Source organism: Paludibacterium sp. B53371, assembly GCF_018802765.1.
Taxonomy (GTDB): domain Bacteria; phylum Pseudomonadota; class Gammaproteobacteria; order Burkholderiales; family Chromobacteriaceae; genus Paludibacterium.
Genome location: NZ_CP069163.1, coordinates 3,124,950 through 3,151,165 on the forward strand (window position 1 = coordinate 3,124,950; position 26,216 = coordinate 3,151,165).

Annotated in this window: 26 protein-coding genes; 13 read left to right on the plus strand and 13 right to left on the minus strand. The window is 62.1% G+C overall.

All coding sequences use genetic code 11. From position 1 onward, the window contains the following. Position 1 precedes the first annotated feature (1 nt). The 4 genes from JNO51_RS14870 to JNO51_RS14885 are packed head-to-tail and all read right to left on the minus strand — an operon-like array spanning position 2 to position 3,062. Positions 2-1,357, minus strand: coding sequence for a 4Fe-4S binding protein (locus JNO51_RS14870; RefSeq protein WP_215778766.1), 1,356 nt, complete (start codon positions 1,355-1,357; stop codon positions 2-4). Beyond that, a complete protein-coding gene (locus JNO51_RS14875; RefSeq protein ID WP_215778770.1) occupies positions 1,354-2,169 on the minus strand; it encodes an FTR1 family protein in 816 nt (271 codons plus the stop codon). Before JNO51_RS14875 ends, JNO51_RS14870 begins: the two co-directional genes overlap by 4 nt. A gap of 13 nt (positions 2,170-2,182) precedes the next feature. Then, positions 2,183-2,509, minus strand: a complete 327-nt coding sequence (locus tag JNO51_RS14880; RefSeq protein WP_215778772.1) for a cupredoxin domain-containing protein — start codon at positions 2,507-2,509, stop codon at positions 2,183-2,185. A 25-nt stretch (positions 2,510-2,534) separates the two neighbouring features. Then, on the minus strand, positions 2,535-3,062 hold the full coding sequence (locus tag JNO51_RS14885; protein WP_338621280.1) for an iron transporter: 528 nt from the start codon (positions 3,060-3,062) through the stop codon (positions 2,535-2,537). A 245-nt stretch (positions 3,063-3,307) separates the two neighbouring features. Here JNO51_RS14885 and arsC point away from each other — a divergent pair, with 245 nt between their 5' ends. The 5 genes from arsC (at position 3,308) to JNO51_RS14910 (ending at position 8,439) form a co-directional block, all read left to right on the plus strand. Beyond that, a complete protein-coding gene (arsC, locus tag JNO51_RS14890) occupies positions 3,308-3,658 on the plus strand; it encodes an arsenate reductase (glutaredoxin) (RefSeq protein ID WP_215778774.1) in 351 nt (116 codons plus the stop codon). A gap of 81 nt (positions 3,659-3,739) precedes the next feature. Continuing rightward, on the plus strand, positions 3,740-4,237 hold the full coding sequence (locus JNO51_RS14895) for a MarR family transcriptional regulator (protein ID WP_215778777.1): 498 nt from the start codon (positions 3,740-3,742) through the stop codon (positions 4,235-4,237). 79 nt (positions 4,238-4,316) lie between these two features. Then, entirely contained in the window at positions 4,317-5,735 is a 1,419-nt protein-coding gene (locus JNO51_RS14900; protein WP_252346108.1) for an efflux transporter outer membrane subunit, read from the plus strand. A 13-nt stretch (positions 5,736-5,748) separates the two neighbouring features. Then, positions 5,749-6,894, plus strand: coding sequence for an HlyD family efflux transporter periplasmic adaptor subunit (locus JNO51_RS14905; protein WP_215778779.1), 1,146 nt, complete (start codon positions 5,749-5,751; stop codon positions 6,892-6,894). 9 nt (positions 6,895-6,903) lie between these two features. Continuing rightward, a complete protein-coding gene (locus tag JNO51_RS14910) occupies positions 6,904-8,439 on the plus strand; it encodes a DHA2 family efflux MFS transporter permease subunit (RefSeq protein ID WP_215778781.1) in 1,536 nt (511 codons plus the stop codon). A gap of 70 nt (positions 8,440-8,509) precedes the next feature. Here the strand turns inward: JNO51_RS14910 and JNO51_RS14915 are convergent, their stop codons facing one another. Genes JNO51_RS14915 through JNO51_RS14935 form a run of 5 tightly spaced genes read right to left on the minus strand, consistent with a single transcriptional unit; the run spans position 8,510 to position 12,096 of the window. After that, positions 8,510-9,298 carry a DUF1835 domain-containing protein gene (locus tag JNO51_RS14915; protein ID WP_215778784.1) on the minus strand — a complete coding sequence of 263 codons (789 nt, stop codon included), beginning with the start codon at positions 9,296-9,298 and terminating at the stop codon, positions 8,510-8,512. 43 nt (positions 9,299-9,341) lie between these two features. Next, positions 9,342-9,770, minus strand: a complete 429-nt coding sequence (locus JNO51_RS14920) for a prepilin-type N-terminal cleavage/methylation domain-containing protein (protein ID WP_252346243.1) — start codon at positions 9,768-9,770, stop codon at positions 9,342-9,344. Continuing rightward, entirely contained in the window at positions 9,770-11,104 is a 1,335-nt protein-coding gene (locus JNO51_RS14925; RefSeq protein WP_215778788.1) for a pilus assembly protein, read from the minus strand. The genes JNO51_RS14920 and JNO51_RS14925 overlap by 1 nt, the downstream gene beginning before the upstream one ends. Next, positions 11,101-11,511, minus strand: a complete 411-nt coding sequence (locus JNO51_RS14930) for a hypothetical protein (RefSeq protein WP_215778790.1) — start codon at positions 11,509-11,511, stop codon at positions 11,101-11,103. The genes JNO51_RS14925 and JNO51_RS14930 overlap by 4 nt, the downstream gene beginning before the upstream one ends. Positions 11,512-11,517: 6 nt before the next feature. Then, positions 11,518-12,096, minus strand: coding sequence for a Tfp pilus assembly protein FimT/FimU (locus JNO51_RS14935; RefSeq protein ID WP_215782745.1), 579 nt, complete (start codon positions 12,094-12,096; stop codon positions 11,518-11,520). A gap of 646 nt (positions 12,097-12,742) precedes the next feature. Here JNO51_RS14935 and JNO51_RS14940 point away from each other — a divergent pair. Next, on the plus strand, positions 12,743-14,149 hold the full coding sequence (locus tag JNO51_RS14940; protein WP_215778793.1) for an amino acid permease: 1,407 nt from the start codon (positions 12,743-12,745) through the stop codon (positions 14,147-14,149). Between the two features lie 69 nt (positions 14,150-14,218). Here JNO51_RS14940 and polA read toward each other — a convergent pair whose 3' ends face one another. Beyond that, the gene (gene polA, locus JNO51_RS14945) at positions 14,219-16,993 is read right to left on the minus strand and encodes a DNA polymerase I (protein ID WP_215778795.1); all 2,775 of its coding nucleotides are present in this window, start codon (positions 16,991-16,993) and stop codon (positions 14,219-14,221) included. Positions 16,994-17,006: 13 nt separating this feature from the next. Here polA and JNO51_RS14950 point away from each other — a divergent pair, with 13 nt between their 5' ends. The 3 genes from JNO51_RS14950 to JNO51_RS14960 are packed head-to-tail and all read left to right on the plus strand — an operon-like array spanning position 17,007 to position 19,058. After that, the gene (locus JNO51_RS14950) at positions 17,007-17,735 is read left to right on the plus strand and encodes a TIGR00730 family Rossman fold protein (RefSeq protein ID WP_215778798.1); all 729 of its coding nucleotides are present in this window, start codon (positions 17,007-17,009) and stop codon (positions 17,733-17,735) included. A 20-nt stretch (positions 17,736-17,755) separates the two neighbouring features. Continuing rightward, the gene (locus JNO51_RS14955) at positions 17,756-18,112 is read left to right on the plus strand and encodes a DUF2782 domain-containing protein (RefSeq protein ID WP_252346109.1); all 357 of its coding nucleotides are present in this window, start codon (positions 17,756-17,758) and stop codon (positions 18,110-18,112) included. A 10-nt stretch (positions 18,113-18,122) separates the two neighbouring features. After that, complete coding sequence (locus JNO51_RS14960) at positions 18,123-19,058, plus strand: homoserine kinase (protein ID WP_215778802.1); 936 nt, start codon at positions 18,123-18,125, stop codon at positions 19,056-19,058. Positions 19,059-19,090: 32 nt separating this feature from the next. Here the strand turns inward: JNO51_RS14960 and JNO51_RS14965 are convergent, their stop codons facing one another. Further along, positions 19,091-19,954: a LysR family transcriptional regulator gene (locus JNO51_RS14965; protein WP_215778805.1), complete on the minus strand. Its 864-nt coding sequence runs from the start codon at positions 19,952-19,954 to the stop codon at positions 19,091-19,093. Positions 19,955-20,050: 96 nt separating this feature from the next. Here JNO51_RS14965 and JNO51_RS14970 point away from each other — a divergent pair, with 96 nt between their 5' ends. Further along, the gene (locus tag JNO51_RS14970) at positions 20,051-21,073 is read left to right on the plus strand and encodes a YeiH family putative sulfate export transporter (RefSeq protein ID WP_215778807.1); all 1,023 of its coding nucleotides are present in this window, start codon (positions 20,051-20,053) and stop codon (positions 21,071-21,073) included. A gap of 82 nt (positions 21,074-21,155) precedes the next feature. Then, positions 21,156-21,641: a GNAT family N-acetyltransferase gene (locus JNO51_RS14975; RefSeq protein WP_215778809.1), complete on the plus strand. Its 486-nt coding sequence runs from the start codon at positions 21,156-21,158 to the stop codon at positions 21,639-21,641. A 64-nt stretch (positions 21,642-21,705) separates the two neighbouring features. Here JNO51_RS14975 and JNO51_RS14980 read toward each other — a convergent pair whose 3' ends face one another. Together JNO51_RS14980 and JNO51_RS14985 are read right to left on the minus strand one after the other, a co-directional pair. Then, positions 21,706-21,903: a CstA-like transporter-associated (seleno)protein gene (locus tag JNO51_RS14980; RefSeq protein WP_215778812.1), complete on the minus strand. Its 198-nt coding sequence runs from the start codon at positions 21,901-21,903 to the stop codon at positions 21,706-21,708. Continuing rightward, entirely contained in the window at positions 21,896-23,962 is a 2,067-nt protein-coding gene (locus JNO51_RS14985; RefSeq protein WP_215782746.1) for a carbon starvation CstA family protein, read from the minus strand. Before JNO51_RS14985 ends, JNO51_RS14980 begins: the two co-directional genes overlap by 8 nt. A 140-nt stretch (positions 23,963-24,102) precedes the next feature. Between JNO51_RS14985 and JNO51_RS14990 the strand changes: the two genes are divergently transcribed. Both JNO51_RS14990 and JNO51_RS14995 read left to right on the plus strand, forming a co-directional pair. Beyond that, a complete protein-coding gene (locus JNO51_RS14990) occupies positions 24,103-24,807 on the plus strand; it encodes a response regulator (protein WP_215778814.1) in 705 nt (234 codons plus the stop codon). Then, positions 24,804-26,165 (plus strand): ATP-binding protein, encoded by a 1,362-nt coding sequence (locus JNO51_RS14995; RefSeq protein ID WP_215778817.1) that lies wholly within the window; start codon positions 24,804-24,806, stop codon positions 26,163-26,165. Before JNO51_RS14990 ends, JNO51_RS14995 begins: the two co-directional genes overlap by 4 nt. The last annotated feature ends 51 nt before the right edge of the window (positions 26,166-26,216 follow it).

Here is a 26,216-nt window from a genome sequence, read left to right on the forward strand (position 1 = left end):
CTCATTGCCACATCAGCCACCAGGCAGCATCAATCCAGCCCAGAGCCGGCAGCAGCGGCAGCACGGCGACGAAAGCCCGGCCCTGCCAGCGGCCCAGAATGCGCCAGGCCAGCTGCAGACACCACAGATTGGCCAGACCCAGCAAGGCGAAACGCAGGGGCATGACCCACCACAGCGCGACCCCTTCGACCTTGAGCAGGGTGACGGTCAGCGCCGACAGGCCGAGAAACACGCTACAGCCGGCCAGGGGAATCAGGCTCTGGGCCAGATGGTGCAGACGCGATGTCTGCCACGGTCCTGCCAGCCGCACGGACAGCGCCAGCAGCCCGCCGAGCACGGTACCATACAGCAGGGCCACACCGGCGATATAGCCGATCAGAACCCCGCCATCCAGCCAGGTAAAGCTGTCGTTGACCTCCGGATAGTGCGTCAACAGCCACCAGGGTGCCGAATCCTCCAGCGCCCAGAGCCATTGGTGCTGTGCCAGCCAGTCCGCCAGCCAGAGTTTGATGGCCACAAAGACATCGCTGTTGGTCCACTGAAACGCCCCCATCGCAATGCCGAGCATACCGTACAGGATCAGGGCGGTTTGCCAGCCACTGCTGTCCTTGTCAGCCAGCGCCACCACCTCATGGCCCCAGGGACGGGTAGACAGTGCAATCGCTTCGCGATGGCCGCTGCAACGCCCGCACATATGGCAACCACTGGCGCCCTGCATGTGACGCAGCGGCATCAGCGGCGCACAGTCGACCGACTTGAGCGGGATCACGCCGGAAGTTTTCCAGGCATGTTCATCGACGCGATAGTGCCAGGGGGCCAGTTTGGCCAGCAGGGAAAATACGCCGTTGACCGGACAGAGATGCCGGCACCAGGCCCGCTTGCCGCGGGTATATACCAGGCCAATCGCCACGGCAGCCACCGTCGAGCCACCCAGCACCAGCAGCACCGCCTTGGGATATTGATAGACACTGACCATCTGGCCATATACGGTGGTCATGGCAAAGGCAACAAACGGCCAGCCCCCCCAGCGCATCCAGCGCGGAATGGGGCGACCCAGACCATGTTTCGCGGCCAGCTCGCTCAGCGCCCCTTCGGGACAAAGCACGCCACACCACAAACGGCCGAACAACACCATACTCAGCAGAACGAAAGGCCACCAGATGCCCCAGAACACAAACTGGGCAAATACGGTGAGATGGCTGAACATGCGCGCACTGTCGGTTGGCAGCGGCAGACAGGCGGGTACGATGATCAGAAAGCCATAGACCAGCACCACGCCCCATTGCAGCCAGCGAATCAGCTGCGCATGATCGCGCAGCCAGTCGCCGGCCTTTCGTATCCAGAGCTGCCGACTCATGCGCGACGCCACAGGCGCTGGCGCATCAGCCCCCAGACAGCCAGCCAGAACAGGCCATACCCCAGCAGACTGGTCAGGGCCGGATGGGCACGATAACCGGTCAGTGCCGCCAGTACGCCCCCCAGGGCACTGCTGTCGTCGAGCAGACGGGAACTATCCCAGACCGGGTCCATCAAGGCCGGCAGCCAGTCGAGGGAAATCATCTTTTCCACACCACTGACAAACAGGGCGCCAGCCAGCAACAGCAGCATGACTTCGGTAATGCGGAAAAACACCCGCCAGGACAGCACACGGCTGCCCAGTTGCAGCACGGCGTACATGGCCAGCGCCAGCAGGAAACCGGCCATGCCCGCCAGCACCAGGTTCAGCAGGGTGGCATGATCCGCGGCGGACAGGGTGCCATAGAGAAACACCACCGTTTCACTCCCCTCGCGCCCGACGGCCAGTGCAGCGAGCGTCAGCACGCCCCACCAGTTTTGCTGTTCCGCCTGCGCCGACAACCCTTGCTCGATATCGCGCTTCAAGGTTCGGCCATGGCGCCGCATCCACAGCACCATCTGGACAATCAGCACCGACGCCAGCATGACCATGGCCAGCTGAAACAACTCCTGCTTATCGGCAAATACCTCGCTGGCGGCAAACAGACCAAAGGCCAGCAGAGCGGCCAGAGCCAGCCCGGCGAGCACCCCGCCCCAAAGAAACACCCGGCCGCGAGCGGCAGCCGGATTGCTGCGCAACCAGGCATTCAGAATGCCGACAACCAGCATGGCCTCGATACTCTCGCGCCAGACAATGAACAGAACCTGTCCCATGATTGCTCTCCTGCTACTTCGCCACGATCACACCCTGCGCGGCAGGATGAAACTCATCGTAGAAGCGGTACTCGCCCGGCGACAGCGACTGAAACACCACGAAGCTCTCGGCGCCCGGTGCCAGCACCTTTTCCTTGCGCAACTGCAGGCTTTCGAATTCCGCCGGACTCTTGCCCTTGTTGATCACTTCGATCTTGAAGCGGGTATTGGCCGGTACCACGATACGGTTGACAGACAGCTTGCCGTCGTTCAACTCCAGCCGGAACGTCGGCAGATCCGCCGCCGGGGCGGCCAGCGGCAACGCCGCCAGCAGCAGGGCCATGCAGAGTTTCTTGATCATCGCACCCTCCCGGTTGACCACGATTTCAGTAGCCACCCTTCTTGCCAATGCCGGCATAGGTGAAGCTGTAATTTACTTCGAACGGCTTGAACCACGGCGCCACGCCGGTTTCCTTGTCGGTATGACGGCCGAAATGACTGGCATGATCGGCATTCGGCGCGGAGATGATGTACTTCAGCTTGTACTGGCCCGGGCCCATCAGCTTGACGTTGTCGCCATAGTGCGGGCCATCATTGGCCACCATGGGCATGAAATCACCCTTGATGGTCTTGCCGCCCACCTTGGTCAGTTCGTAACGGATGTTCAGATAAGGCACCCACTCGCCTTCGCCAAAGCCGTTCGGATTGCCCTTGGTGGCATGAATATCGGCCTCCAGATGGACATCCGACTTCTCTGCCGCCAGCATCATGCCTTCCGGCTCCATCTTGACGGGCTGCAGGTACACCGCGCCGATCTCCATGTGATTGACGACTTGCGGCTTGCCCACCGGGTACTCCTTGGCCAGCACCGGCAGAGACAGGGACAGCACGGACAGGGCAGCAACGGCGCGCAGGGTATGAGACATGGTGACTCCGATCAGAAATGAAGGGTAAACGATAATGGTTATGAGAATCATTCTCACACAGATAATCACCTGTCGCAATCATCTTCGTCGTCACTTAGCCATGTCAGCCTGTCAGAAACCCCCGCCCGGCAAGGCGTTCGGGCCGAAAAAATACTTGCAGGCACTTGTTCAGCAGGATGCGGGTGATATGCTATTGATTCGAATGAACTGAAGGACACCCCGTCAGGCCGACCATGATCCGCTTCTATCACAATCCACGCTGCTCCAAGTCCCGCGAGGCGCTGCAACTGCTGCAAGAAAAGCATGTCGAGCTGGAGATCATCGACTACCTCAAACATCCGCTGCAGGAAGCCGAGCTGGCACAGCTGCTCTCCCTGCTGGAAATGGATGCCCGCGCACTGCTGCGTCGCAAGGAACCCGAGTATGCCGAACTGCATCTGGATGACGTCACACTGGAAAGCAAACACCTGATCCGGGTCATGATCGAGCATCCGCGCCTGATGGAGCGGCCGATCGCGGCAAGCGAAACCCGCGCGGTCATTGGACGGCCACCGGAAAATGTCCTGACGCTGTTATCGGCTTGAATCGACCACGCCAAAGGCATTTACCAAGCAAAGCTAATAGTCACTTGACGAATAGTAACCATAGTGACTATTATCCTGCTTATGAAAAGTTCATTCCAGCAAGTTGAGCAAGCCATCGATGCCGTCGGTCAACGACTGCCCGGCGCCTCCTCGCGTCAGGAGGTTTTGCTCAATCGTTTGTTCTGCCACGTTACGGCCCGGCTTTCCGGTCACCTCAACGAGGCCCTGCGCCCCTATGGCATCAACGATACGATCTGGATTGCACTGATAGCGCTGTACTCCCGTCCCAGCCAGATGCTCTACCCGTCGGAAATCAGCGATGCATTGGATTTTTCCCGCACCAATGCCACCCGTGTTTCGGACGAGATGGTGCGCCACGGCTGGGTCGAACGAGAAGTCTGCGCCGAAGATCGCCGCAAGGTTCGCCTGAAGCTGACGGCGGCTGGCGAACAGTTTGTCGAGAGCATGATCCCGGTCACCCGTCATCACATGCAGTCGCAATGGCAAGACTTCAGCCAGGACGAAAAGGATCAGCTCGAAACCTTGATGCGAAAGCTGTTATCCAGCCTCGGCGGATAATGCATTTTGCATTTACTCTAATAGTAACCATGGTTATTATCATGAGACTAATTATTAGAAAACCAATGGAGACCCAACGGTGAATCGACACCCATGGCAGCAGGGGCTTAGCCTGCTGGTTCTGACCTCGATGCTGAGCGGCTGCGCCAGCTTCGGGCCGGAACACACACCGTCCACCACCCTGACGACACAGCAATTGGCCTTGTCGCAAGAACCCGGCCAGGGTCCGCAAGCGGGTTGGTGGCATGATTTGCACGATGCCCGGCTGGACCAACTGATTGAACAGGCGCTGGCTCAGTCGCCATCCATGAAGCTGGCCGCCGATCGTCTGGGCGAAGCCCGTGCTGCGGTTGGCCTGAGCGAGAGTACGCTCGGCCCGCAAGTTGACGCACATGCATCGCGTGACCGTCAGCTCTACTCGGCCAACGGCCTGTTCCCGCCACCGGTAGGCGGCAGCTACTTCAACGCCTACACGCTGTCGCTCAATGCCGCCTGGGAGCTGGACTTCTGGGGCAAAAACCGCGCCCGCACCAATGCAGCACTCGGCCAGGCCCGTGCAGCGGCCTATGAAATGCAGCAGGCACAGCTGACCCTGACCAATGCGGTCATCGGTCAATACACTGCCCTGCAACGCGAGTTCGACCAGCTGCGCATCAACCGCGCCCGTCTGCAACTGGCCCAGACCCGACTGCAACTGATGCGTGCCCGCGTCAATGCCGGTCTGATGAGTGCCGACAACCTGCACATGGTTGAGCAAAGCATGGCCGGCCTGCAGGCTCAGAATGCCGGGATTTCCGCCGAGATCCAGCGCACGCGCCATGCCCTGGCCGCGCTGACCGGTCAGGGCCCGACGGCGCTGGATCAGTTCACGCCGACCGAGCTGGGCAACACCCCGGCCATGAACGAGGCACGACTGACCACCGATCTGCTGGGCCGCCGCCCCGACATCGCCAGCCAGCGCGAAACCGTCACCTCAATGGAAGAAAACGTCAAAGTTGCCGAGCGTCAGTTCTACCCGGACATCAGCATCAGCGGTCTGATTGGTCTGAACTCGCTGGAATACAGCACGCTGTTCGAGCGCAGCTCGAAAATCGTCGACTTCCAGCCGGCCATCTCGCTGCCGATCTTCCACTCCGGCCAGCTGCGCGCCAATCTGCGCATCGAACAATCGCGCTATGACCAGGCTGTTGACCGCTACAACCAGACTGTACTCAATGGTCTGAAGGATGCGGCTGATGCCTTGACCAATGCCAAACAGGCCAACGCACAACTGGCGGATGCCCAGCGAGGTTTCAGCGCCAGCCGCAAACTGGCGGCCGCCATGCAGCTGCGCATGAACGCCGGCATGGCCGGCAAGCTGGAAGTACTCGACAGTCAGGACAACCTGCTGGTGCAGGAAGGGACGCATCTGGAAGCGCAAGCCGCCGCCAGACTGGCCTGGGCCAACCTGAACACCGCCATGGGCGGCGGCATGACCGCCTCCCCCGCTACCCGCTAAGGATTGAATCAAGATGGATGCACAACAGAAAAAAGCCCAGAGTCGCAAGCGTAACCTGATCATCGCCAGCGGTGTGTTTGCCGCCGTCGCCATTGTCTATGGCGTGTACTGGGGCACCGTATTGCGCTTTGAAGAAAGCACCGATGACGCGTACGTCTCCGGCCACATGATGCAATTGACACCGGAAATCGGTGGCACTGTCGTCAAGATCAGCAGCGAAGATACTGACCGTGTCGAGGCCGGCCAGACCGTGGTTCAGCTGGATGTCAATGATGCCCAGATCAACTTCGACAAGGCGCGTCAGGCCTTCATCCAGGCGGTACGTGAGACACGCCAGCTGATGACCAGCTCGCGCCAGCTCGAAGCACAGATCGCCGCTCGCAAAACCGATCTGGCCCGCGCTCAGGAAGACCTGAAGCGCCGCCAGATGCTGGCCGGCACCGAGGCCATCTCCCAGGAAGAACTGTCGCATGCCCGTGACGCTGTCGCCGCTGCCCAGGCCGCCCTGGATGCCAGCATCGAACAACATCAAGGCACCAACGACCTGCTGGGCAATGACCGTATCGAACAGCAACCGCGCGTTCAGGCCGCCGCCAATACCCTGCGCGAAGCCTGGCTGGCGCTGCACCGCACCCAGGTGAAGGCACCGGTGGCCGGTTTCATCGCCCGCCGCAATGTACAACTGGGTCAGCGTGTTGCCGCCGGCTCGCCGCTGATGGCCATCGTGCCGCTGGAAAATGTCTGGGTCGATGCCAACTTCAAGGAAGTGCAGCTGGACAAAATCCGCATCGGGCAACAGGTGGAACTGACCTCTGACCTGTATGGCAGCCGCTTCACCTATCACGGCAAGGTGGCCGGCCTGTCGGCCGGTACCGGTAGCGCCTTCTCCCTGTTGCCGGCACAGAACGCCACCGGCAACTGGATCAAGGTGGTACAGCGTGTTCCGGTGCGTATTGCCCTGGACCCGAAGGAACTGCGCGAGCATCCGCTGCGTGTCGGCCTGTCGATGAACGTCGAAGTCTCGACACGCGATCAGTCTGGCCCGGTCCTGCCGGAAACGCCGGCGACCACCTCGCCGCAGGAAACCCGCGTCCTGACCCCGGATCTCAAGCAGGCTGATGCGCTGATCAAGCAACTGCTTGCAGCCAACGCCCAGTAAGGAACGGCAATGCCGAACCCACCACTGCACGGTGCGCGCCTGTTCTGGATTACGCTGGCCATGTCGCTGGCCACATTCATGCAGGTGCTGGACACCACGATTGCCAACGTGGCACTGCCGACCATTTCCGGCAACCTCGGCGCGGCGACCTCCCAGGGAACCTGGGTAATCACCTCATTCGGGGTGGCCAACGCCATCTCGATCCCGCTGACCGGCTGGCTGGCCAAGCGCTTCGGCGAGGTCAAGCTGTTCCTGGCCTCGACCACGCTGTTCGTGATCGCCTCCTGGCTGTGCGGCATTTCCGTCAGCCTGAACATGCTGATCTTCTTCCGCGTGCTGCAAGGCGCGGTGGCAGGGCCGATGATTCCGCTGTCACAAAGCCTGCTGCTGGCCTGCTACCCCAACGAGAAGAAGGGCATGGCGCTTGCACTGTGGTCCATGACCGTCATCGTGGCACCGATCTTCGGCCCGATTCTCGGCGGCGTGATCAGCGACAACTGGCACTGGGGATGGATCTTCTTCATCAACATTCCGGTCGGCGCCTTTGCCATCTGGGTATCGTGGAAACAGCTGCATGACCGGGAAACCCCGACCATCAACCTGCCCATCGACCGTGTCGGCCTGATGCTGCTGGCGGTTGGTGTGGGCAGCCTGCAGGTGATGCTGGATCAGGGCAAGGAACTGGACTGGTTCAACTCCACCGAGATCGTGATTCTCGCCGTGGTCGCCGTGGTGGCACTGACCTTTCTGGTGATCTGGGAGCTGACCGATGATCATCCGATTGTCGATCTGTCGCTGTTCAAGTCACGCAACTTCACGGTGGGCGTGACCGGCGTCTCGGTGGGCTACCTGATCTACTTCGGCACCATCGTGCTGTTGCCGCTGGTACTGCAGACCCAGCTGGGCTACACCGCCACCTGGGCCGGCCTCGCCGCCGCCCCGATCGGCATCCTGCCGGTGATCCTGTCGCCCGTGATCGGCAAAAACGCCCATCGCGTCGACATGCGGGCCCTGGTGACACTGAGCTTCCTGGTCTATGCAGGCTGCTTCTTCTGGCGCAGTACTTTCGCCCCCAACATGGACTTCGGCTACGTGGTATGGCCACAGTTTGTCCAGGGGATTGGCGTGGCCTGCTTCTTCATGCCGCTGACCACCATTTCGCTGGCGGGATTGAGACCAGACCAGATTGCCAGCGCATCCAGCCTGTCCAACTTCATGCGCGTACTGGCCGGCAGTATTGGCGCCTCGATCACCACCACCATGTGGGATCGTCGCGAGGCCACCCACCACGAGATTCTCACCCAGCACATCAGCGTGTTTGACCAGACCGCCAACCAGTGGTTTGGCTGGCTGGGCAATCTCGGGCTTTCCAGCCAGCAGCAGGCGGCCATGACGGCACAGGAAACCACCCGGCAAGGCTATCTGCTCGGCTCGAATGAAGTGTTCTGGTTCTCCGGCTGGCTGTTCATTGCACTGACGGTGGTGGTGTGGTTTGCCAAACCGCCGTTCAAGCCCGGCAGTGCTGACAGCAGCGGCGCACATTGATTGATTGAGTCATCGACCATCGAGAGAGAGATGACTACCTTCGGCAGGGGTTTTCCCCTGCCGCTTTTTTTTATCCGGCCTGGACGATGGCCTGCTGCCACTGCGCCAGATTGCCTTGCAACAGCCGCAAACGCCCATCGGCCAGCAAGCAGCTGACTCGCCACAAACAAAATGTATCCGACCGGCCGGTTTCAGCCATGGCCTGGCCGAGCAGCCGCGGCAAGGGCCGGGCAGCGGCACCGGCCAGGGAGACCAGGTAGTCGTCATGACAGCTCAGCGGGCGCTCCTGCAGACTCCCCGCCAGCCAGTCACGCACACCCCGGCCAGCCTCCCGCCACTCCCCCCACTCACGAGCGCGCACCTGGCGCTCTTCGGCGGCAATCAGACGGCGCCGAGTCGGTAGTGCCGCCCAGCCCGCATCCCCCAGCATGGCGAGCGCCAGCGGTTCGGCCCCCGTTTCGCCGACACAGACCTCGCTGACAGGCACCGGCGAGGCCTGCAGCCAATGATGCACGCGGAGATTCATGAGCCATTCGCTGGCATGCGTGCCATGCCAGATCACCACCTCTCCGGCCTCATGCGCCAGCGCAGACAGCCGCTGGCCATCGCGTTGCAGCTCGCACTGCCAATCGATGTCCAGCGGCGATACGGCAAACAGGTTTTGCCAGAAGGCCACCCGCGCTTGCGGCGATGACTGATCGATGTCGGCCAGCGGCCCGATGGCCAGATCATCTACCAGGGCCAACACCCGCTCTTCTCCTACCAGGGCCCGGACCCGCAGCTCGGCGTCCCCGGCCGGGCAGACATGACAGATTCCACGCATGTTGCGCACGCTCCACTTGATATTGAAAATCAGCATACAGCCAGTCTCCCCGGATGCCATCAGCGCATTCCGGAAACACTCAGCGCGGCTGACAGTCCTCTGACTGAGCCCCCGCCACCGGCCGGCAGACCACAATCAACCCATCCTGATCCATCGCCAGAAACTCATCCCCCAGCCAGAAGTAGCGAGGACGGGCAATCAGGCGATAGCGCCCGGGAATCTCTTCCTGCCGGGCCCCGAAATCCAGATAGTAATAGCGCAAATGTCGCTCGGGCAGCCGTGCCCAGGTCGATCCCTCCCGCGCAAGACCATAGCGTTGATGACGAACATACAACTGCTCCAGATAACGAGCGCTCTGCATCATCGCCAGCCGCGCTTCTGCCTGCCCGACACGAATCACCTGCGCACGCCAGACCCCCATGGCGGAGCCGGCCAACACCAGCATCAAGGCAAGCACCAGCAGCAACTCCACCAGGCTCATGCCGCGCTGATGCCCATGGCACACCATCACAGACGGCGCCAGCTCAACCGCTCGCCGGCCCCCTGTGCCACATAGTAGCTCTGCAGTGTGGTGCTGCTGCGGCTGTTGTGCCCCCAGGCGCGTACCGTGATGCGGAACAGGCCGCCGCGAAACTCTGCATCGAGCAACTCGACCAGGTAGCAGGGCGAGGGGCGGATCGGCCCGATACGCGGGTCGGCAGGACAATACGACGTCTCCTGCCGCGTGCCGGCGAACCAGACCGGTAACGAGACAGAGCGGCATGCCTGCCGGTTGCAAGGGGCCAGAAAGGGCTGCCCCTGTCCCAACAGCCGGGGATGGGTGAGAGAGGGATGGCGACGTTGCCATGCCGGCTGAAGTGTCGTGCCCGGTTGCGCCGGCAGGCACAGCCCCTTGCGCCATTCAAGCGCACTCGTCGCAAACTGGCACCCCTCCCGAAACCAGCCCTGATAGCCGGGCAACCTTGCCAGACCATGTACCTGCTGCTCGGCCACCTGCAGGCCATACTCGGCCAGATACAGACTTTGCAGCCAATGCCGCTGCTGGTTGATCTGACGCCCTTCGTCGAGCAGCAGCCGCTGCACACTGCCCAGCAGCAGCAATCCGGCCAGCATCAGCACCATCACCAGCAACATCGCCATACCGCGCTGCCGCGACGCCACAACCAAAGGCCAGACGGGCTGACTGGCATCAGCCGGCAAAAGTTTCAGTTGCCACATGTTCTGATCCTGCCGGAACGAGAAGCCGCGCAGGGGCAGCAGTGGCTGCTGCTCATCCCGCCACAGCATGCCGTCCCGCAGGCGATAGCGCCGCTCCACCAGCGGCATCAGCATCAGAGATGGCACGTGATGCCCCCCCGAACCGCTCAGCGGCACGCGCCGCCCCGGCAGCAAAGCCAGCCGCACCAGCAGCCCCCGGGTCTGCACGCTGAAATCCCGTCCTTCCTGCAAGCGATCCAGCCGGGTACAACTGGCCAACAGCAGGGTGGGCAAGCCACCAGCGGGAACATGCTGCTCATTGAGCATGAGGTGCTGCAGCTGACCACTTTCGTGATCCACTTCAAGATGCCAGATCGGCCAGGCCGGCCCGCCCCAGGCAAGAGACAATTCGTCACCCGTCTGCCCGGGAGGGGCCATTTGCCAACAGCCTGCCTGGCCATGCTGCTGCAGATCCTGAGCTAATTCAGCCAGCAGAATGCGCATCGCCTGATGCTCGGCCACCGGTTGCTGCAGTTGACGGACCGCTTGTCGCACGCTCTGGTAGCGGGTCAGCGCCAGCATGATGCAGCTGCTGCCGAGCAGCATGGCCAGCAGCAGCGCCGGCAGGCTAAACCCGCGCATCATGGCATCGGCACCGGCAGCAGCCATCTGGCCGAAAACGGAATGTGCTGCGGCACCTTCTGCTGATGGGGCCTGGGCGATGGACGCAAGGTAGCAAACCCCAGGTCGAGATGCGCGGCCCCATCGCCGCCGCCCCGGTGCTTCATGACTTCCGCATAAAACTCAACACAATCCGGAGACCATGCCGGTGCCAGCGGCCGCTTGCCCTGACTGGAGAAATCTGTCCTTGTCGCCTGCAGCAGGCGCTCGGCCACATTGTGTGCACACCAATGCACACGAGTCAGCCGCGCATGATCAGCCATCGCATGGCGCGTCTGCTGCAGCACCGGTCCGGCAGCGGTGAGCCCCACAGCCAGCGCCCACATGGCCAATATACTGTCGAGCAAGGCCATCCCCTGATCTCGTCTCATCGGCCGCTACCTCGCGCAAGACTGGCCGGGAAGCCATTGCGGCAACCCCAGCCCGCTCGTCACCATGATCATCTGGGAGCCTGCGCTGCGCGGGTCACTCAGCTGCAGGCAGGGCTGCCCGCCCTGATAGCGGCCTGTCGGCTGCACGCTCACCATCTGTTGATGCCCGCTGAGCCGGATACCCGCCAATACCTGCCCGTCCCGCAGATCCTCCCTGGCATCGTATTGCCCCAGCAGTGCAGGTCGCTGCCTGTCCAGACTGCCCGCCGACGGCCAGTCCGCAAACACCAGCAGTCCATCACGCAGGGTTTCTGCTTCCCCCTCTGCCCCATGCTGAGCGCGGCAGCTGTTGAGCCGGCTGTTGCGGCGCATCAGCAAGGCACAGACATGCACCGGCTGGTTGCTGTAGAGCGCCTCGCTGCGCGCCAGCCCCAACACACTCCAGACATGCAGCGCACTGGCCTCCAGCCTGACCTGCCCGGACAACCGCGCCAGAACCTGCCCCGCCATCGCATACATGGCCGACATCAAAGCCATGACCAGCAACATCTCGATCAGGGTCACCCCGCGACAATACCTCGCCATCACACGCTCCCGACAATGCACTCCGGCACGAGGCTACGACAGGCGACACGGCGCCCGACAGGGAAGTCACGCCAGACATGCGCTCGACAACCGCCGGAACAGGACTCAGCGTTTTCTCTATCAGAAATGCTTATTCCGTTGATTCCACTATTTCAAACACCTGTTTCGAGAAAAACATGCTGTTTTGTCGCAAAAGCGCAACGAGTGAACACCGGTCAGACAGCCACATCAGAGATCGCTAAACCATTTGCCCCGTAACTTGTGCTGCATCAACAGCTGTCTGATTTGTCTGTGTTCAGATCGTGTCTGACGTTGGTATTACCGCATTGCACAAATCTGCCAGACAACAACACGCACCGATGCCCTTGTAATAACACCAATCATTTGGCATCGCCCGCGGCGAACAATCCACTGAACCCATCCGCCAAAGTACGGAGTTGGCAGGGATTTCTGTTGCTTTTTTGTTACGCGACAGTTAAAACCTTTCGTCTTGCCGTCACCGCACCCCAGAGTGCGGGTCGGCGAATTTTTTTAGCTAATCGCCAGCCGTCGCCCTCACAGCGTCCTGCTGATGAAAAACAATACCTGCCCACAGGGACAAGACAACCCGATGGACAGGACGGCTGGCTGACCAGGGACAGATGCAATGAGTTTGATGCGCAAGAAAAATGTGCAGGACATGCTGGACTTCAGTAAAACCACCCAGGCCCTGAAAAAGGAACTGGGGGTCTTCGACCTGACCATGCTGGGGATCGGTGCCATCATCGGCACCGGTATTTTCGTGCTGACCGGTACCGGCGCCCTGATCGCCGGCCCGGGCCTGATGTTGTCCTTCGTGATCGGCGCCCTGGCCTGTGGTTTCGCCGCCCTGTGCTATGCCGAATTCGCCTCGATGCTGCCGGTCTCCGGCTCCACCTATACCTATGCCTACGCCACACTGGGTGAGCTGGTAGCCTGGATCATCGGCTGGGACCTGCTGCTGGAATACCTGCTGGCCTCAGCCACCGTCACGGTCGGCTGGTCAGGCTATTTCCAGAACCTGATCGCCGGCTTCGGCCTGCACCTGCCGGATGCGCTGACCGGGGCCTATGGCGCCCGGCCCGGCGTACACAGCCTGTTCAACCTGCCGGCCTTCGTGATTGCCATGGCGGTGACCGCCCTGCTGGCCTTCGGGATCAAGGAGTCCAAGCGTGTCAACAACATCATGGTGGTCATCAAGGTCTCCGTGGTGTTGCTGTTCATTGCCCTTGGCGTCTGGCACGTCAAGCCGGTCAACTGGCAGCCGATGCTGCCCTATGGTCTGAACGGCGTGTTCCACGGTGCCGCCGTGGTGTTCTTCAGCTTCCTTGGCTTCGACGCCGTGACCTGTGCCGCCGAAGAGGTCAAGAACCCGGAGCGTGATCTGCCGCGTGCCGTGATCCTGTCGCTGGGCATCTGCTCCATCCTTTATGTGATCGTCGCTGCCATCATGACCGGCATCGTGCACTACCCGGACTTCGCCGGCATCGACCACCCGGTTTCCAAGGCACTGGAAGTGGCAGGGCTGAACTGGGTCGCCGGTCTGGTGAATATCGGCGCCATCCTGGGCATGACCACCGTCATCCTGGTGATGACCTACGGCCAGACCCGCATCACCTTCGCCATGTCGCGTGACGGTCTGCTGCCCAAAGTGTTCTCCGAGGTGCATCCGAAGCATCGCACCCCCTACCGCGCCACCTGGATCATCGGCACCATCATCGCCATCCTCGGCGCGCTGGTCCCGCTGGGCACCCTGGCCGAACTGGCCAATATCGGCACCCTGGCCGCCTTCTCGCTGATTTCCATCGCCGTGATCATCCTGCGCAAGCGAGAGCCCGATCTGCCACGCAAGTTCCATTGCCCGGGCGTGCCCTACATCCCGGTCCTGGCCATCGTGTTCTGCGTGTTCCTGATGGTGCAACTGGCCAGCCTGACCTGGCTTTGCTTCGTGGTCTGGCTGCTGATCGGTCTGGTGGTGTACTTCGGCTATGCCCGCAGCCGCTCGCTGCTGGCACAGCAAGGCGCCGGCGCCTGACCTGTCCTTCGCTGCCATCAAAAAAGCCACCGATTTCATCATCGGTGGCTTTTTGGTTTCCGCCCTGCCTCAGTGCGCCGCTTCCCAGTTGGGCCCGACCCCGACCTCCGCCAGCAAGGGCACCGACAAATCGGCCGCCGCCGCCATCAGTTGCGGCAACTTCTCGCACACCAGCGCCTGCTCGCTTTCCGGCACCTCCAGCACCAGTTCATCATGCACCTGCATGACCAGGCGCGTGGACAGCCCGTCCTGCCTGAGCCAGTTCTGCACGGCAATCATCGCCAGCTTGATCAGATCGGCGGCACTGCCCTGCATCGGCGCATTGATCGCCGCGCGCTCCGCCCCGCTGCGCCGTCCCGGATTGCTCGAACGGATATCCGGCAAATACAGCCGTCGCCCGAAGACCGTCTCGACATAGCCCTGCTGCTTGGCCTGCTCGCGGGTACGCTGCATATACTCCGCCACCCGCGGATACTGCATGAAATAGCGATCGATGAACTGCTGTGCGGCGCTGCGTTCGATCTCCAGCTGACTGGCCAGCCCAAAGGCGCTCATGCCGTAAATCAGCCCGAAGTTGATGCTCTTTGCGTAACGGCGCTGTTCGCTGCTGACCTGATCCAGCGCCACACCGAATACCTGGGCGGCCGTGGCGCGGTGAATGTCCTCGCCATCGGCAAAGGCCTTGAGCATGCCCTCGTCGCCGGAGACATGCGCCATGATGCGCAACTCGATCTGCGAATAGTCGGCACTGACAATCACATGCCCCGGGGGTGCAATGAAGGCCTCGCGCACGCGCCGCCCTTCCGCCGAACGAATCGGGATGTTCTGCAGATTGGGATCCGAACTGGCCAGCCGCCCGGTGACCGCCACCGCCTGCGCATAGGTGGTATGCACCCGGCCGGTATCGGCGCGGATCAACTGCGGCAGCTTATCGGTATAGGTAGACTTCAGCTTGGCCAGACCACGGTATTCCAGCAGACACTTGGGCAGCGGATGATCCAGCGCCAGCGTTTCCAGCACCGACTCATCGGTCGAAAAACCGCCGGAAGGCGTCTTGCGCACCCCCTTGGTGCTGATGCCGAGCTTGCCGAACAGGATTTCCTGCAGCTGCTTGGGGGAATTCAGATTGAAGGGCTGGCCCGCCAGCGCATAAGCCTGGCTCTCCAGCTCAAGCATGCGGCTGCCGAACTGATGACTCAGCTCAGCCAGCTTCTGCCGGTCGATCAGCACCCCGGTACGCTCCATGTCGAACAGCACCTCGGCCACCGGCAACTCGATGCGGCGATAGACATCAGCCTGACGGCTGTCCATCAGCGGCTTGAGCGCCGCGTCCAGCCGCAGGGTGATATCGGCATCCTCTGCCGCATAGCGGGTGGCGGTCTCCAGATCGACTTCATCGAAGCCGATCTGCTTGGCACCCTTGCCGCAGATGTCCTCGTAATGGATGGTCTGCTCGCCCAGATGGCGCTCGGCCAGATCATCCATATTGTGCGTCAGATGGCTCTCGATGACGTAAGAAGCCAGCATGGTGTCATCCACAACGCCGGCCAGCCGGATGCCGTGATTCAGAAACACATGACGGTCGTACTTGAGGTTTTGCCCCAGCTTCTTCTTGCCGGCATCCTCCAGCCAGGGCTTGAGCCTGGCCAGCGTGGCATCGCGATCCAGCTGTTGCGCCACCCCGGCGGCGCGGTGCGCCAGCGGCAGATAGGCCGCTTCCCCCGGGGTCACGGCAAAACTGATGCCGACAATGCGGGCAGACAGCTGGTCCAGGCTGGTGGTCTCGGTATCCAGCGACACCACCTCGGCCTGTTGCAATGTCAGCAGCCAGGCATCCAGTTCGTCCTGGGTCAGGATGGTGTGGTAATGACGTTCGAGCGGCGCGGCGGGACGCGGGACCACGACCGGAGCCGGGTCGTCCGGACTGCCGAACAGGTCCGCGGTTTCCTGCAGCGTGGCCTGTGGCACCGGGGCCGGCGTCTCCGCCTGGCCCTCGATCTCGCGTAACCAGCTGTTGAAACCGAAGCGGCGGAACAACTCGGCCAGCGCCGGCTTGTTCGGCTGCCCGTGCAACAAGCTATCCAGCCCGGCGGGCAAGTCCGTCTGCAGATCAACATCGCACTTGATGGTGATCAGCTCACGCGACAACGGCAGATGCGGCAGGGCCTCACGCAACTTGTCGCCGACCACGCCGCCGATCTCGTCCGCATGCGCCACCACCCCGTCGAGCGTGCCATAAGCCTGCAGCCATTTCAGCGCCGTCTTCGGGCCGCACTTCTCCACGCCCGGCACATTATCGACCTTGTCGCCGATCAGCGTCAGATAGTCGATGATGCGCTCCGGCGGCACGCCAAACTTCTCCTGCACCCCGGGGATATCCAGCTTCTCGTTGGTCATGGTATTGACCAGCGTGACCAGCGGGGTCACCAGCTGCGCGATGTCCTTGTCGCCAGTCGAGATCACCACCCGCATGCCGGCCGCCTCGGCCTGACGGGCCAGCGTACCGATCACATCGTCCGCCTCCACCCCGGGCACCACCAGCATCGGCCAGCCCGCCGCACGCACTACCTCGTGCACCGCCGCCACTTGCGCGGCAAGATCTTCGGGCATAGAAGGCCGATTGGCCTTATAGTCGGGGTACATGTCGTCGCGGAAGGTCTTGCCTTTTGCGTCAAATATGCACGCGCTATAATCGAACTCGACTTCTTTTTCCAGGCGTCGCAGCATATTGACCATGCCGTAGATCGCCCCTGTCGGCAGCCCCTCCCTCGAACGCAAATCGGGCATCGCGTGAAAGGCGCGGTACAGATAAGAAGAGCCGTCAATCAATAACAATGTTTTCATAAAGGCAACGAAAATGAGTTTGTCCGACAAGTTACCGCAAGCGAGTGACCGTTACGCCATGATGCAGCGATTCCGCTCACGCGAAGCCTGGCATGTATTGAAAATATTGTCGGAGTTTGTCGAGTCGGCAGAGGAACTGCAAGGGATTACCCCCGCCGTCAGTATCTTTGGCAGTGCACGCACCCCGCGCGACCATCCGTACTACAAAAAGACCGAAGAAGTCGCCCGTCTGTTGTCGGATGCCGGGTTCTCGGTATTGTCCGGCGGCGGCCCGGGCATCATGGAAGCCGCCAACAAGGGAGCATTTTATGGCAAAAGCCCCTCGGTCGGCTTGAACATCGTCTTGCCGCATGAACAAAAACCCAACGAATACCAGGATCTCGGCCTGCGCTTCAATCACTTCTTCTCGCGCAAGGTCATGTTCGTCAAGCACGCCATTGCCTATGTGGTCATGCCCGGCGGCTTCGGCACGCTGGATGAAACCTTCGAGGCGCTGACCCTGGTGCAGACCGGCAAGAGCCGGCGCATCCCCATCATCCTGTGCTGCAGCGAGTTCTGGCAGGGGCTGATCGACTGGGTCAAGGATCGCATGGTGAGCGAAAAAATGATCAATCCGGAAGACCTGGATCTGATCCAGCTGATCGACGACCCGGAAACCATTGTCGAGACCATTTTCAAACATTACGAAACCCGCGGTTTCGAAGCGCTGCCGGAAGAGCGCGAACAGTTGCTCAATCTGTAAAACCAATCTGGATGATCAAGATGAAAAACAAGCTGTTGCTGCTGCCCCTGCTGCTGATGCCCGTGCTGGCTCACGCCGCCGACACCCCTGCCCCGACCCCGCCCACCGTCAGCCAGGCGTCGAAAAGCGATGCGCCGCCGCCCCCGCAGGTCGGCGATGATCAAAGCGCCCAGCCTGAGCCGGAAATCACCATCATCCAGCGCGGCCAGGACAAGATCGAAGAGTACCGCCTCAATGGCAAGCTCTATATGGTGAAGGTCACCCCGTCGATCGGGGTGCCCTACTATCTGGTGGACGAAGACGGCAGCGGCAATCTGCGCCAGGTCGACCCCAACCGCCGCATCATCATCCCGCGCTGGGTTCTGTTCCGCTTCTGACGGGGGTTGCATGTCGGTTTTTACCGTTGTAGAGGAAGCGGCGCTGCGTGACTGGCTCGGACAATACAATCTGCAGCTGGTCTCGTTCGAGGGCATCGCCGCCGGCGTCACCAACACCAATTACTTCGTGCATACCACGCACGGCCGCTACGTCCTGACCCTGTTTGAAACCCTCAAACTGGCGGAACTGCCGTTCTACCTGGAGCTGATGAGCCACCTGGCCCGTCATGGCGTCGCCTGCCCGGCACCGCTGCTGGACCAGCAAGACCGGCTGACCTCGATGCTGGCCGGCAAGCCGGCCTGCCTGGTCACCTGTCTGAACGGCCGGGACGTCGAGACGCCCAGTGCCGTCCAGTGCCGGGCGGTCGGTGACATGCTGGCCAGCCAGCACCGTGCCGCCGCCACCTTCAAACTGCAGATGGACAACCCGCGCGGACCGGCCTGGTGGCAACGCACCGCCGACACCCTCTACCCGCTGATGGCTCCTGCCGACGCCGAGCTGCTGCGCGACGAAATCGCCCGACAGGCCGGGCTGCGCCAGAGTCCGCTGCCGCGTGGCGTGATTCATGCCGACCTGTTCAAGGACAACGTCCTCATGGACGGTGACCGCATTGCCGGCTTCATCGACTTCTACTACGCCTGCAATGATGTGCTCATCTACGATGTCGCCATCGCCGTGAACGACTGGGCTCGCCTGCCCGACGGCAGCATCGACGCCGGACTGGCGCGAGCCTTCCTGCAGGGCTATCAGAGCGTGCGTCCCTTCAGCGCAGCCGAAAGCAGCGCCTGGCCGCTGATGCTGCGCGCGGCAGCACTGCGCTTCTGGGTCTCACGCCTGCTGGACCTGCACCACCCCATGCCCGGCAGCCTGACCTACACCAAGGACCCCGACGTTTTCCGCCAGTTGCTGCTGGCCCATCGTCAACGCACAGACTTCTGGCTCTGAACGGCGGCCTCCGTCTGCGGAGGCCGTCAGAACTACGCCAATTGCGCCAGAAACTGCGACATGCCGCGCGTCATCACCTTGTCCCGATGCATGACCCGATACAGCTTGCGTGTCAGGACAGGCAGAGGCAGAGCCACCAGTTCGCCCCGCGCCAGCTCGCCGGCCACCACCCTGCGCGGCAGACAGCTCACCCCCAGCCCCGCCGCCACCGAATGCTTGATCGCCTCCGAATCCCCCAGCTCCATCGCCACCGCAAACGTGCCCAACTGCGGCAACAGCAGACGCTCCACCTCCTGCCGGGTGCCCGAACCGGGCTCGCGCAAAATCCACTCTGCCTGCGCCAGGGTCTGCCAGTCCGGCATGGCCACAGCAAACGGATGCTGCGGCCCCACCACCACCAGTAACTCATCGTCACGCCAGACCTGCACCAGCAGCTCCGGGTGATGGCATGGTCCCTCAATCAGCCCGACATCCACCTGGAACGCCGCCACCGCAGCCACGATCTCGTCCGTATTGCCGACCATCAGTTCCAGCCGTACCGCCGGATGCTCGCGGCGAAAGGTCGCAATCTGTTGCGGCAGCAGATAATTCGCAATCGTGGTACTGGCCCCCAGACGCAAATGCGCCGCCGTCCCGGAAAACAGGGTCTGGGCCTCATGCCCCAGATCCAGAATGGCGCGAGCCCGCGGCAACAGCAACCTGCCATGCTCATTGGCCACCAGACGACGTCCGACCCGATCAAACAACACCGTCCCCAGCGCCGACTCCAGCGAAGACAAGGACTGACTCGCCGCCGACTGGGTCATCGCCAGTCTTTCTGCCGCCCGCGTCACCGTCAGCGACTCACAGATAGCGACAAACACCTCCAGCTCACGCAAGCTCAAACGCAGTGACATAGTAATTTTATTAATCAGTTTAAGTAATTTTATTCGTTTTACTGATTTAACGACGTCAAGTAAAGTCCAATCCATATAAGCATCAGGACTATCGTTATGATTAACAAGAATATGATCCCCGGCCTGGCACTGATCCTGCTGCTGGCAGGGGCCTCGCTGTATCTGGCCAGCCAGCCCTTCTTCAGCCATCTGGGCCTGTCGGCACTGACCCTGGCCATTGTCGGCGGCATGCTGCTCGGCAATACCCTCTATCCGAAACTGGCCGACCACAGCCATCACGGCGTCACCTTCGGCAAGCAGCAATTGCTGCGGCTGGGCATCATTCTCTATGGCTGTCGCCTGACCCTGCAGGACATTGCCAATGTCGGCACCAGCGGCCTGCTGATCGACCTGCTGGTGCTGAGCAGCACCTTTGCCCTGGCGATCTGGCTGGGCACCCGGCTGTTCGGGCTGGACAAGAAAAGCGCCATCCTGATTGGGGCCGGCAGTTCCATCTGCGGTGCCGCTGCCGTCCTGGCCACCGAACCAGTGGTACGCGGCAGCGCCGAAAAAGTGGCCGTCGCGGTCGCCACCGTCGTGGTGTTCGGCACCGCTTCGATGTTCCTCTACCCCCTGCTCTACCCGCTGGCACTGCAATGGTTCGGCAGCAATGCCCACAACTTTGGCGTCTACACCGGCTCGACCATCCACGAAGTCGCTCAGGTCGTCGCCGCCGCCCGTGCCGCCTCGCCGGATGCCGAAAGCGCCGCCGTCATCGTCAAGATGATCCGCGTCATGCTGCTGGCCCCCTTCCTGATCGGCCTGTCGGCCTGGATGGCCCGCAGTGAAAGCGCACAGGGTCACAGCGGCAAGATCACGATTCCCTGGTTCGCGGTGCTGTTCGTCGTCATGACGGCGCTGCACTCGCTGCCGCAATTCCCGCGCCAGTTCGATCACGCCATCCTGTTCATCGACAACCTGCTGCTGGCCATGGCCATGGCCGCCCTCGGCCTGACCACCCATGTCTCCGCCATGCGCCGCGCCGGGGTCAAGCCGCTGCTGTTGGCTGGCGTCCTGTTTGTCTATCTGATTGCCGGTGGCGCCCTGATCAATATCGGCATCACCCGACTACTGGGTTAAGCCGCGGGCAGAGACTGGCCAAGGGAGCGCCGGTGCGTTATTTTATTCATTTGAAATAAATTTCATGCACGGAAAACCCAATATGCTCAGTATCCGACCATTGCTGACGACCGATCAGAACCGCCTCTGGGATTGGCTGCACGTCGCCCTGTGGGACCCGCCCCCGGCGCCGCTGCGCCCGCGCGAAGTCCTCGAACTTCCGGGCGTCCGCCTCTACGCCGAAGGCTGGGGCCGCGCAGGGGACATCGGTGTCGTCGGCGAACTGCCCGGCGAAACTGAACCCGTCGGCGCCTGCTGGATGCGCCTGGTGCCCGACCGACAGGGCCTGGCCTATGTCGCCGACGACGTCCCGCAACTGGGCATCGCCCTGCTGCCGGCCCATCAGCACCGCGGCTACGGCCAGTCATTGATGCTGGCAGCACTGCAAAGCGCGCGCGAGCAAGGCATTCGTCAGGTTGCCCTGACCGTCCACCCGGAAAACCCGGCCATTCGCCTCTACACCCGCTGCGGCTTCAGCCAGCGCGACATCCGTGCCCGCGGCTACTGGCTGATGGTGGCCGACCTGTAGGCGACGCACAAAACAAAGCCGCCAGTCACAGGACTGGCGGCGGGTACGGACAGCCCGGCTCAACTCAACAACACTTGCCCGGCCCGCGACCGGCGAGCCGGCGCTCGGCACAACGGCGCACGAACTCGCCGCGGCTCAGCGGCGGCTGGCGGCTACCGGCCTGATGGCGCCGCGCCAGATAGGCCTCATAGTCCGGCACGCCCACCATCAGCAGCGCCATCTGACAAAGCCAGGTCCAGGCATGACGCCAGCGCTCAGCCACCGGAAGCCTCCTGACGATACACCGCCGGGGTCTCCCGTGCCGTCGGCCATTTCACCGCCAGCGACTGACGCGCCACCCGCAGGGCAAACAGCGCCATCGACAGCACCACCAGCACAAACAGGGCGGTCAACGTGGCATCGACATAGTCATTGAAAACCACCCGCTGCATCTCGGCCAGCGACTTGGCCGGCGCCAGCACCTTGCCCTGTGCCAGCGCCGCCGAAAACTTGTCGGCATGCGCCAGGAAGCTGATCTTGGGATTGGCACTGAACAACTTCTGCCAGCCCGCCGTCAGCGTCACTGCCAGCAACACCGCGGTCGGCAGCAAGGCGACCCAGGCAAAACGTGCCCGCCCCATCTTGATCAGCACCACACTGGCCAGAATCAGCGCAATCCCCGCCAGCATCTGATTGGCAATCCCGAACAACGGCCACAGGGTATTGATACCGCCCAGCGGGTCAATCACCCCCTGATACAGGAAATAGCCCCAGAAGCTGACTGCCAGCCCGGTGGCCACCAGATTGGCCAGCCATGACTCGGTATTGGCCATCGGGGCATACACCAGGCCGCCAAGATCCTGAATCATGAAACGCGTCACCCGTGTACCGGCATCCACCGTGGTCAGAATGAACAACGCCTCGAACAGAATGGCAAAGTGATACCAGAACGCCATCATCGCCTGTCCGCCCAGTACCCGCGACAGAATATGGGCCATCCCCACCGCCAGCGTCGGCGCCCCGCCGGCACGCGACAAAATGGTCGTTTCACCGACATCGTGCGCCATCTGGCTCAGGGCATCCGGCGTCACCACAAAGCCCCAGGCGGAAATCGCCTGCGCCGCCTCGGCCGCACTGTGACCGATCAGCGCCGCCGGACTGTTCATGGCGAAGTACACCGCCGGGTCCAGCACGCAGGCGGCAATCAGCGCCATGATCGCCACCAGGCTCTCCATCAGCATGGCACCATAGCCCACCAGACGAATCTGCGATTCATTTTCCAGCAACTTCGGCGTGGTGCCGGAAGCAATCAGCGAATGGAAGCCCGATACCGCACCGCAGGCAATCGTGATGAACAGGAAGGGGAACAAACTGCCGGCGAATACCGGGCCGGTACCGTCGACAAAACGGGTGACCGCCGGCATCTGCAGCTGCGGCGCCACCAGCAGAATACCGATGGCCAGACCAATGATGGTGCCCAGCTTGAGGAAGGTCGACAGATAATCGCGCGGCGCCAGCAACAGCCATACCGGCAGCACCGAGGCCACGAAGCCGTAGCCGATCATCCACCAGGCCAGCGTGGTGCCATTCAGGGTAAACAGCGGCCCCAGCGTCGGGTCCTGGGCCACATGGCCGCCGAACCAGATGGCCAGCAACAGCAGCAGCAGACCGACCAGCGACACCTCACCGATCCGGCCCGGACGGACAAAGCGCGAGTAAAGCCCCATCAACAGGGCAATCGGGATGGTGGCTGCAATGGTGAAGGTGCCCCAGGGACTGTTAGTCAGCGCCTTGACCACCACCAGCGCCAGCACCGCCAGCAGGATCACCATGATCATCAGAATGCCGAAAGAGGCGATGATGCCCGGCACCGGACCCAGCTCCTGGCGAATCATGTCGCCCAGCGACTTGCCATCGCGCCGTACTGACAGGAACAGGATCAGCATGTCCTGCACCGCACCGGCCAGCATCACCCCGATCAGAATCCACAGCGTACCGGGCAGAAACCCCATCTGAGCCGCCAGCACCGGCCCCACCAGCGGGCCGGCTCCGGCAATGGCCGCGAAGTGGTGGCCGAACACGACCCACTGATTGGTCGGCACATAATCCAGTCCGTCATTGTGACGCTCGGCCGGCGTCATGCGATTGGGTTCAAGTTGCAATACGCGCTGAGCGATAAATCGGCTATAGAAACGGTAGGCAATGGCATAGACCGACAGTGCCGCCACCACCAGCCAGACAGCGCTGACCGGCTCTCCGCGCTGCAAGGCCAGCGTGGCAAAGGCCATCGCGCCCACCAGCGCGACAATCAGCCAGAGCACTTTTTCTTTGTAACGTGGCATCATGATAGTTTCCCTGTAATTATTGTGAACGAGACCATGAAACGGCGTGATTGAGAATTGTTTTTATCGCCCCATTGTTCATCGCGTTCACTTTAATGACAAGTGCAAAGCAGCCAAAACAACCCACCAAGAGCAGCGCCATGAGTGAACACGTATATCTGGTCGAAGACGATGCCCGACTGGCAGAACTGATTGCCGCCTTCCTCGGCAAAAACGGCTACCGGGTCAGCACCTGTGGCAAAGGTGACGAGGCCGAGGCCGCGATCATGGAAGTCCAGCCCGATCTGGTGATCCTCGACCTGATGCTGCCCGGCAAAGGCGGTTTTGAAATCTGCCGCGACCTGCGCCCCTACTATGCCGGCCGCATTCTGATGATGACTGCCCGCAACGACGAGATTGATGAAATTCTTGGTCTGGAACTGGGCGCCGACGACTACCTCGCCAAGCCGGTCGAACCGCGCAAGCTGCTGGCGCGGGTGCGGGCCCTGCTGCGCCGCGCCGACACCGGCAAATCCGGCACCCGGATGGATCAGCTGTCCTTCGGCCAGTTCAGCATCAACCGCGGCACTCGTTCTGCCCGGCTGGGCACTCAGCATCTCGAACTGACCACCGCTGAATTCGACCTGCTGTGGATGCTGGCCAGTCATGCCGGCAGCATTCTGTCGCGCGATGACATCCTCGGCCAGCTGCGCGGCATCGGCTTTGATGGCAACGACCGCTCCATCGATGCCCGCATCTCGCGCCTGCGAAAAAAACTGCTGGATGACCCGATGGCGCCGACACGCATCAAGACCGTGCGCGGCAAAGGCTACCTGTTCTCCAAGAGCGACTGGGAGCTGGCATGAAGCACTTTCTGCGCGGACTGCTGCATCCGTCGCTGGCCACCTTGTTCTTCCGCTATTACCTGAGCACCCTGCTGGCCCTGGTGCTGATCATCAGCACCGTCGGCGTGGTCATCGACCAGCTCTACAGCGGCGTTGACGAAGACAACGCCCGCAGCTTCATGCGCGGCACCGTCCAGATGGTGCAGCGCGAGCTGCTCGATCAGCCCGAACAGGACTGGCCCGGCACGCTGTCCAGACTGAGCCACGGCTTCAGCTACAAGATGGTGCTGACCGACCTCCGGCATCTGCAGGACGTCGACGACGGACTGCGCCAGGACCTGCAGCGCGGCGTCATGCGCTTTGACCAGGACAGCAACCTGCTGTACGCACGAGTCGGCAACAGCCAGCAAATCCTGGTCTTCGGTCCGCTGAACTTTGCCGTGCCCGACAGCGACTCGCTGCTGACCGACGGCACCCACGCCAAGGCGCTGTGGTGGAGCCTGACCGGACTGGGCTTCGGCCTGTTGGTCTTCGTCTTCCTCCGCCCGCTGTGGAACGACCTGGTCGAAATCCGCGGCACGGCCGAACGGCTGGCGGCCGGCGAACTGACCGCCCGCGCCCCCAGGGCCAAAACCTGGCTGCTGACACCGCTCTCCGCCGGTCTCAACAGCATGGCCGAACGCCTGGAAGGTCAGATGAACGCCCACCAGGCACTCAGCCACGCCGTATCGCATGAACTGCGCACCCCCATCGCCCGCCTGCGCTTCGGCCTCACCATGCTGGAAGAGGCCGACAATGACAGCGAGCGTGCAAAGTACCGGGAGGGCATGGAGCACGACATGCAGGAGCTGGACGACCTGGTCAATGCCAGCATGAGCTATGCCCAGCTCGACCAGGGGCAGATCATTCTGCAACGCGAGCATACCGAACTGGCCGAATGGTTCGGCGACCTGCTGGGCCTGGTGCGTCCCCTGGTACCGGAAGGCGTGACGATGACCCTGGATTGCCCACAGACCGAGGCCGAGTTCGACCGCAAACTGATGTACATTGCCACCCGCAACTTGCTGGTCAACGCCGTACGCTTTGCCAACACCTGCATCCGGCTCAGCATCAGCAAACAGGATGGCTGGCTGAGCGTCACCGTCGACGATGACGGCCCCGGCATCCCGCTGGCCGAACGCGAGCGGGTCTTCGACCCCTTCCACCGCCTGAACAATGAACGCGAGCCCCACAGCGGCAATTACGGACTTGGTCTGTCCTTCGTGCGTCTGATCGCCGGACAGCATGGGGGCAGCGTCTTCGTCACAGACAGCCCGCAGGGCGGTGCACGCTTCGTCCTCAACATCCCCGAGCACGGCCAGCAGGAAGACACCCTGTAGAGCCGAGCCCCCGCTCGGGGTAAAATGACACCTTCATCACCGTAGCAAGGA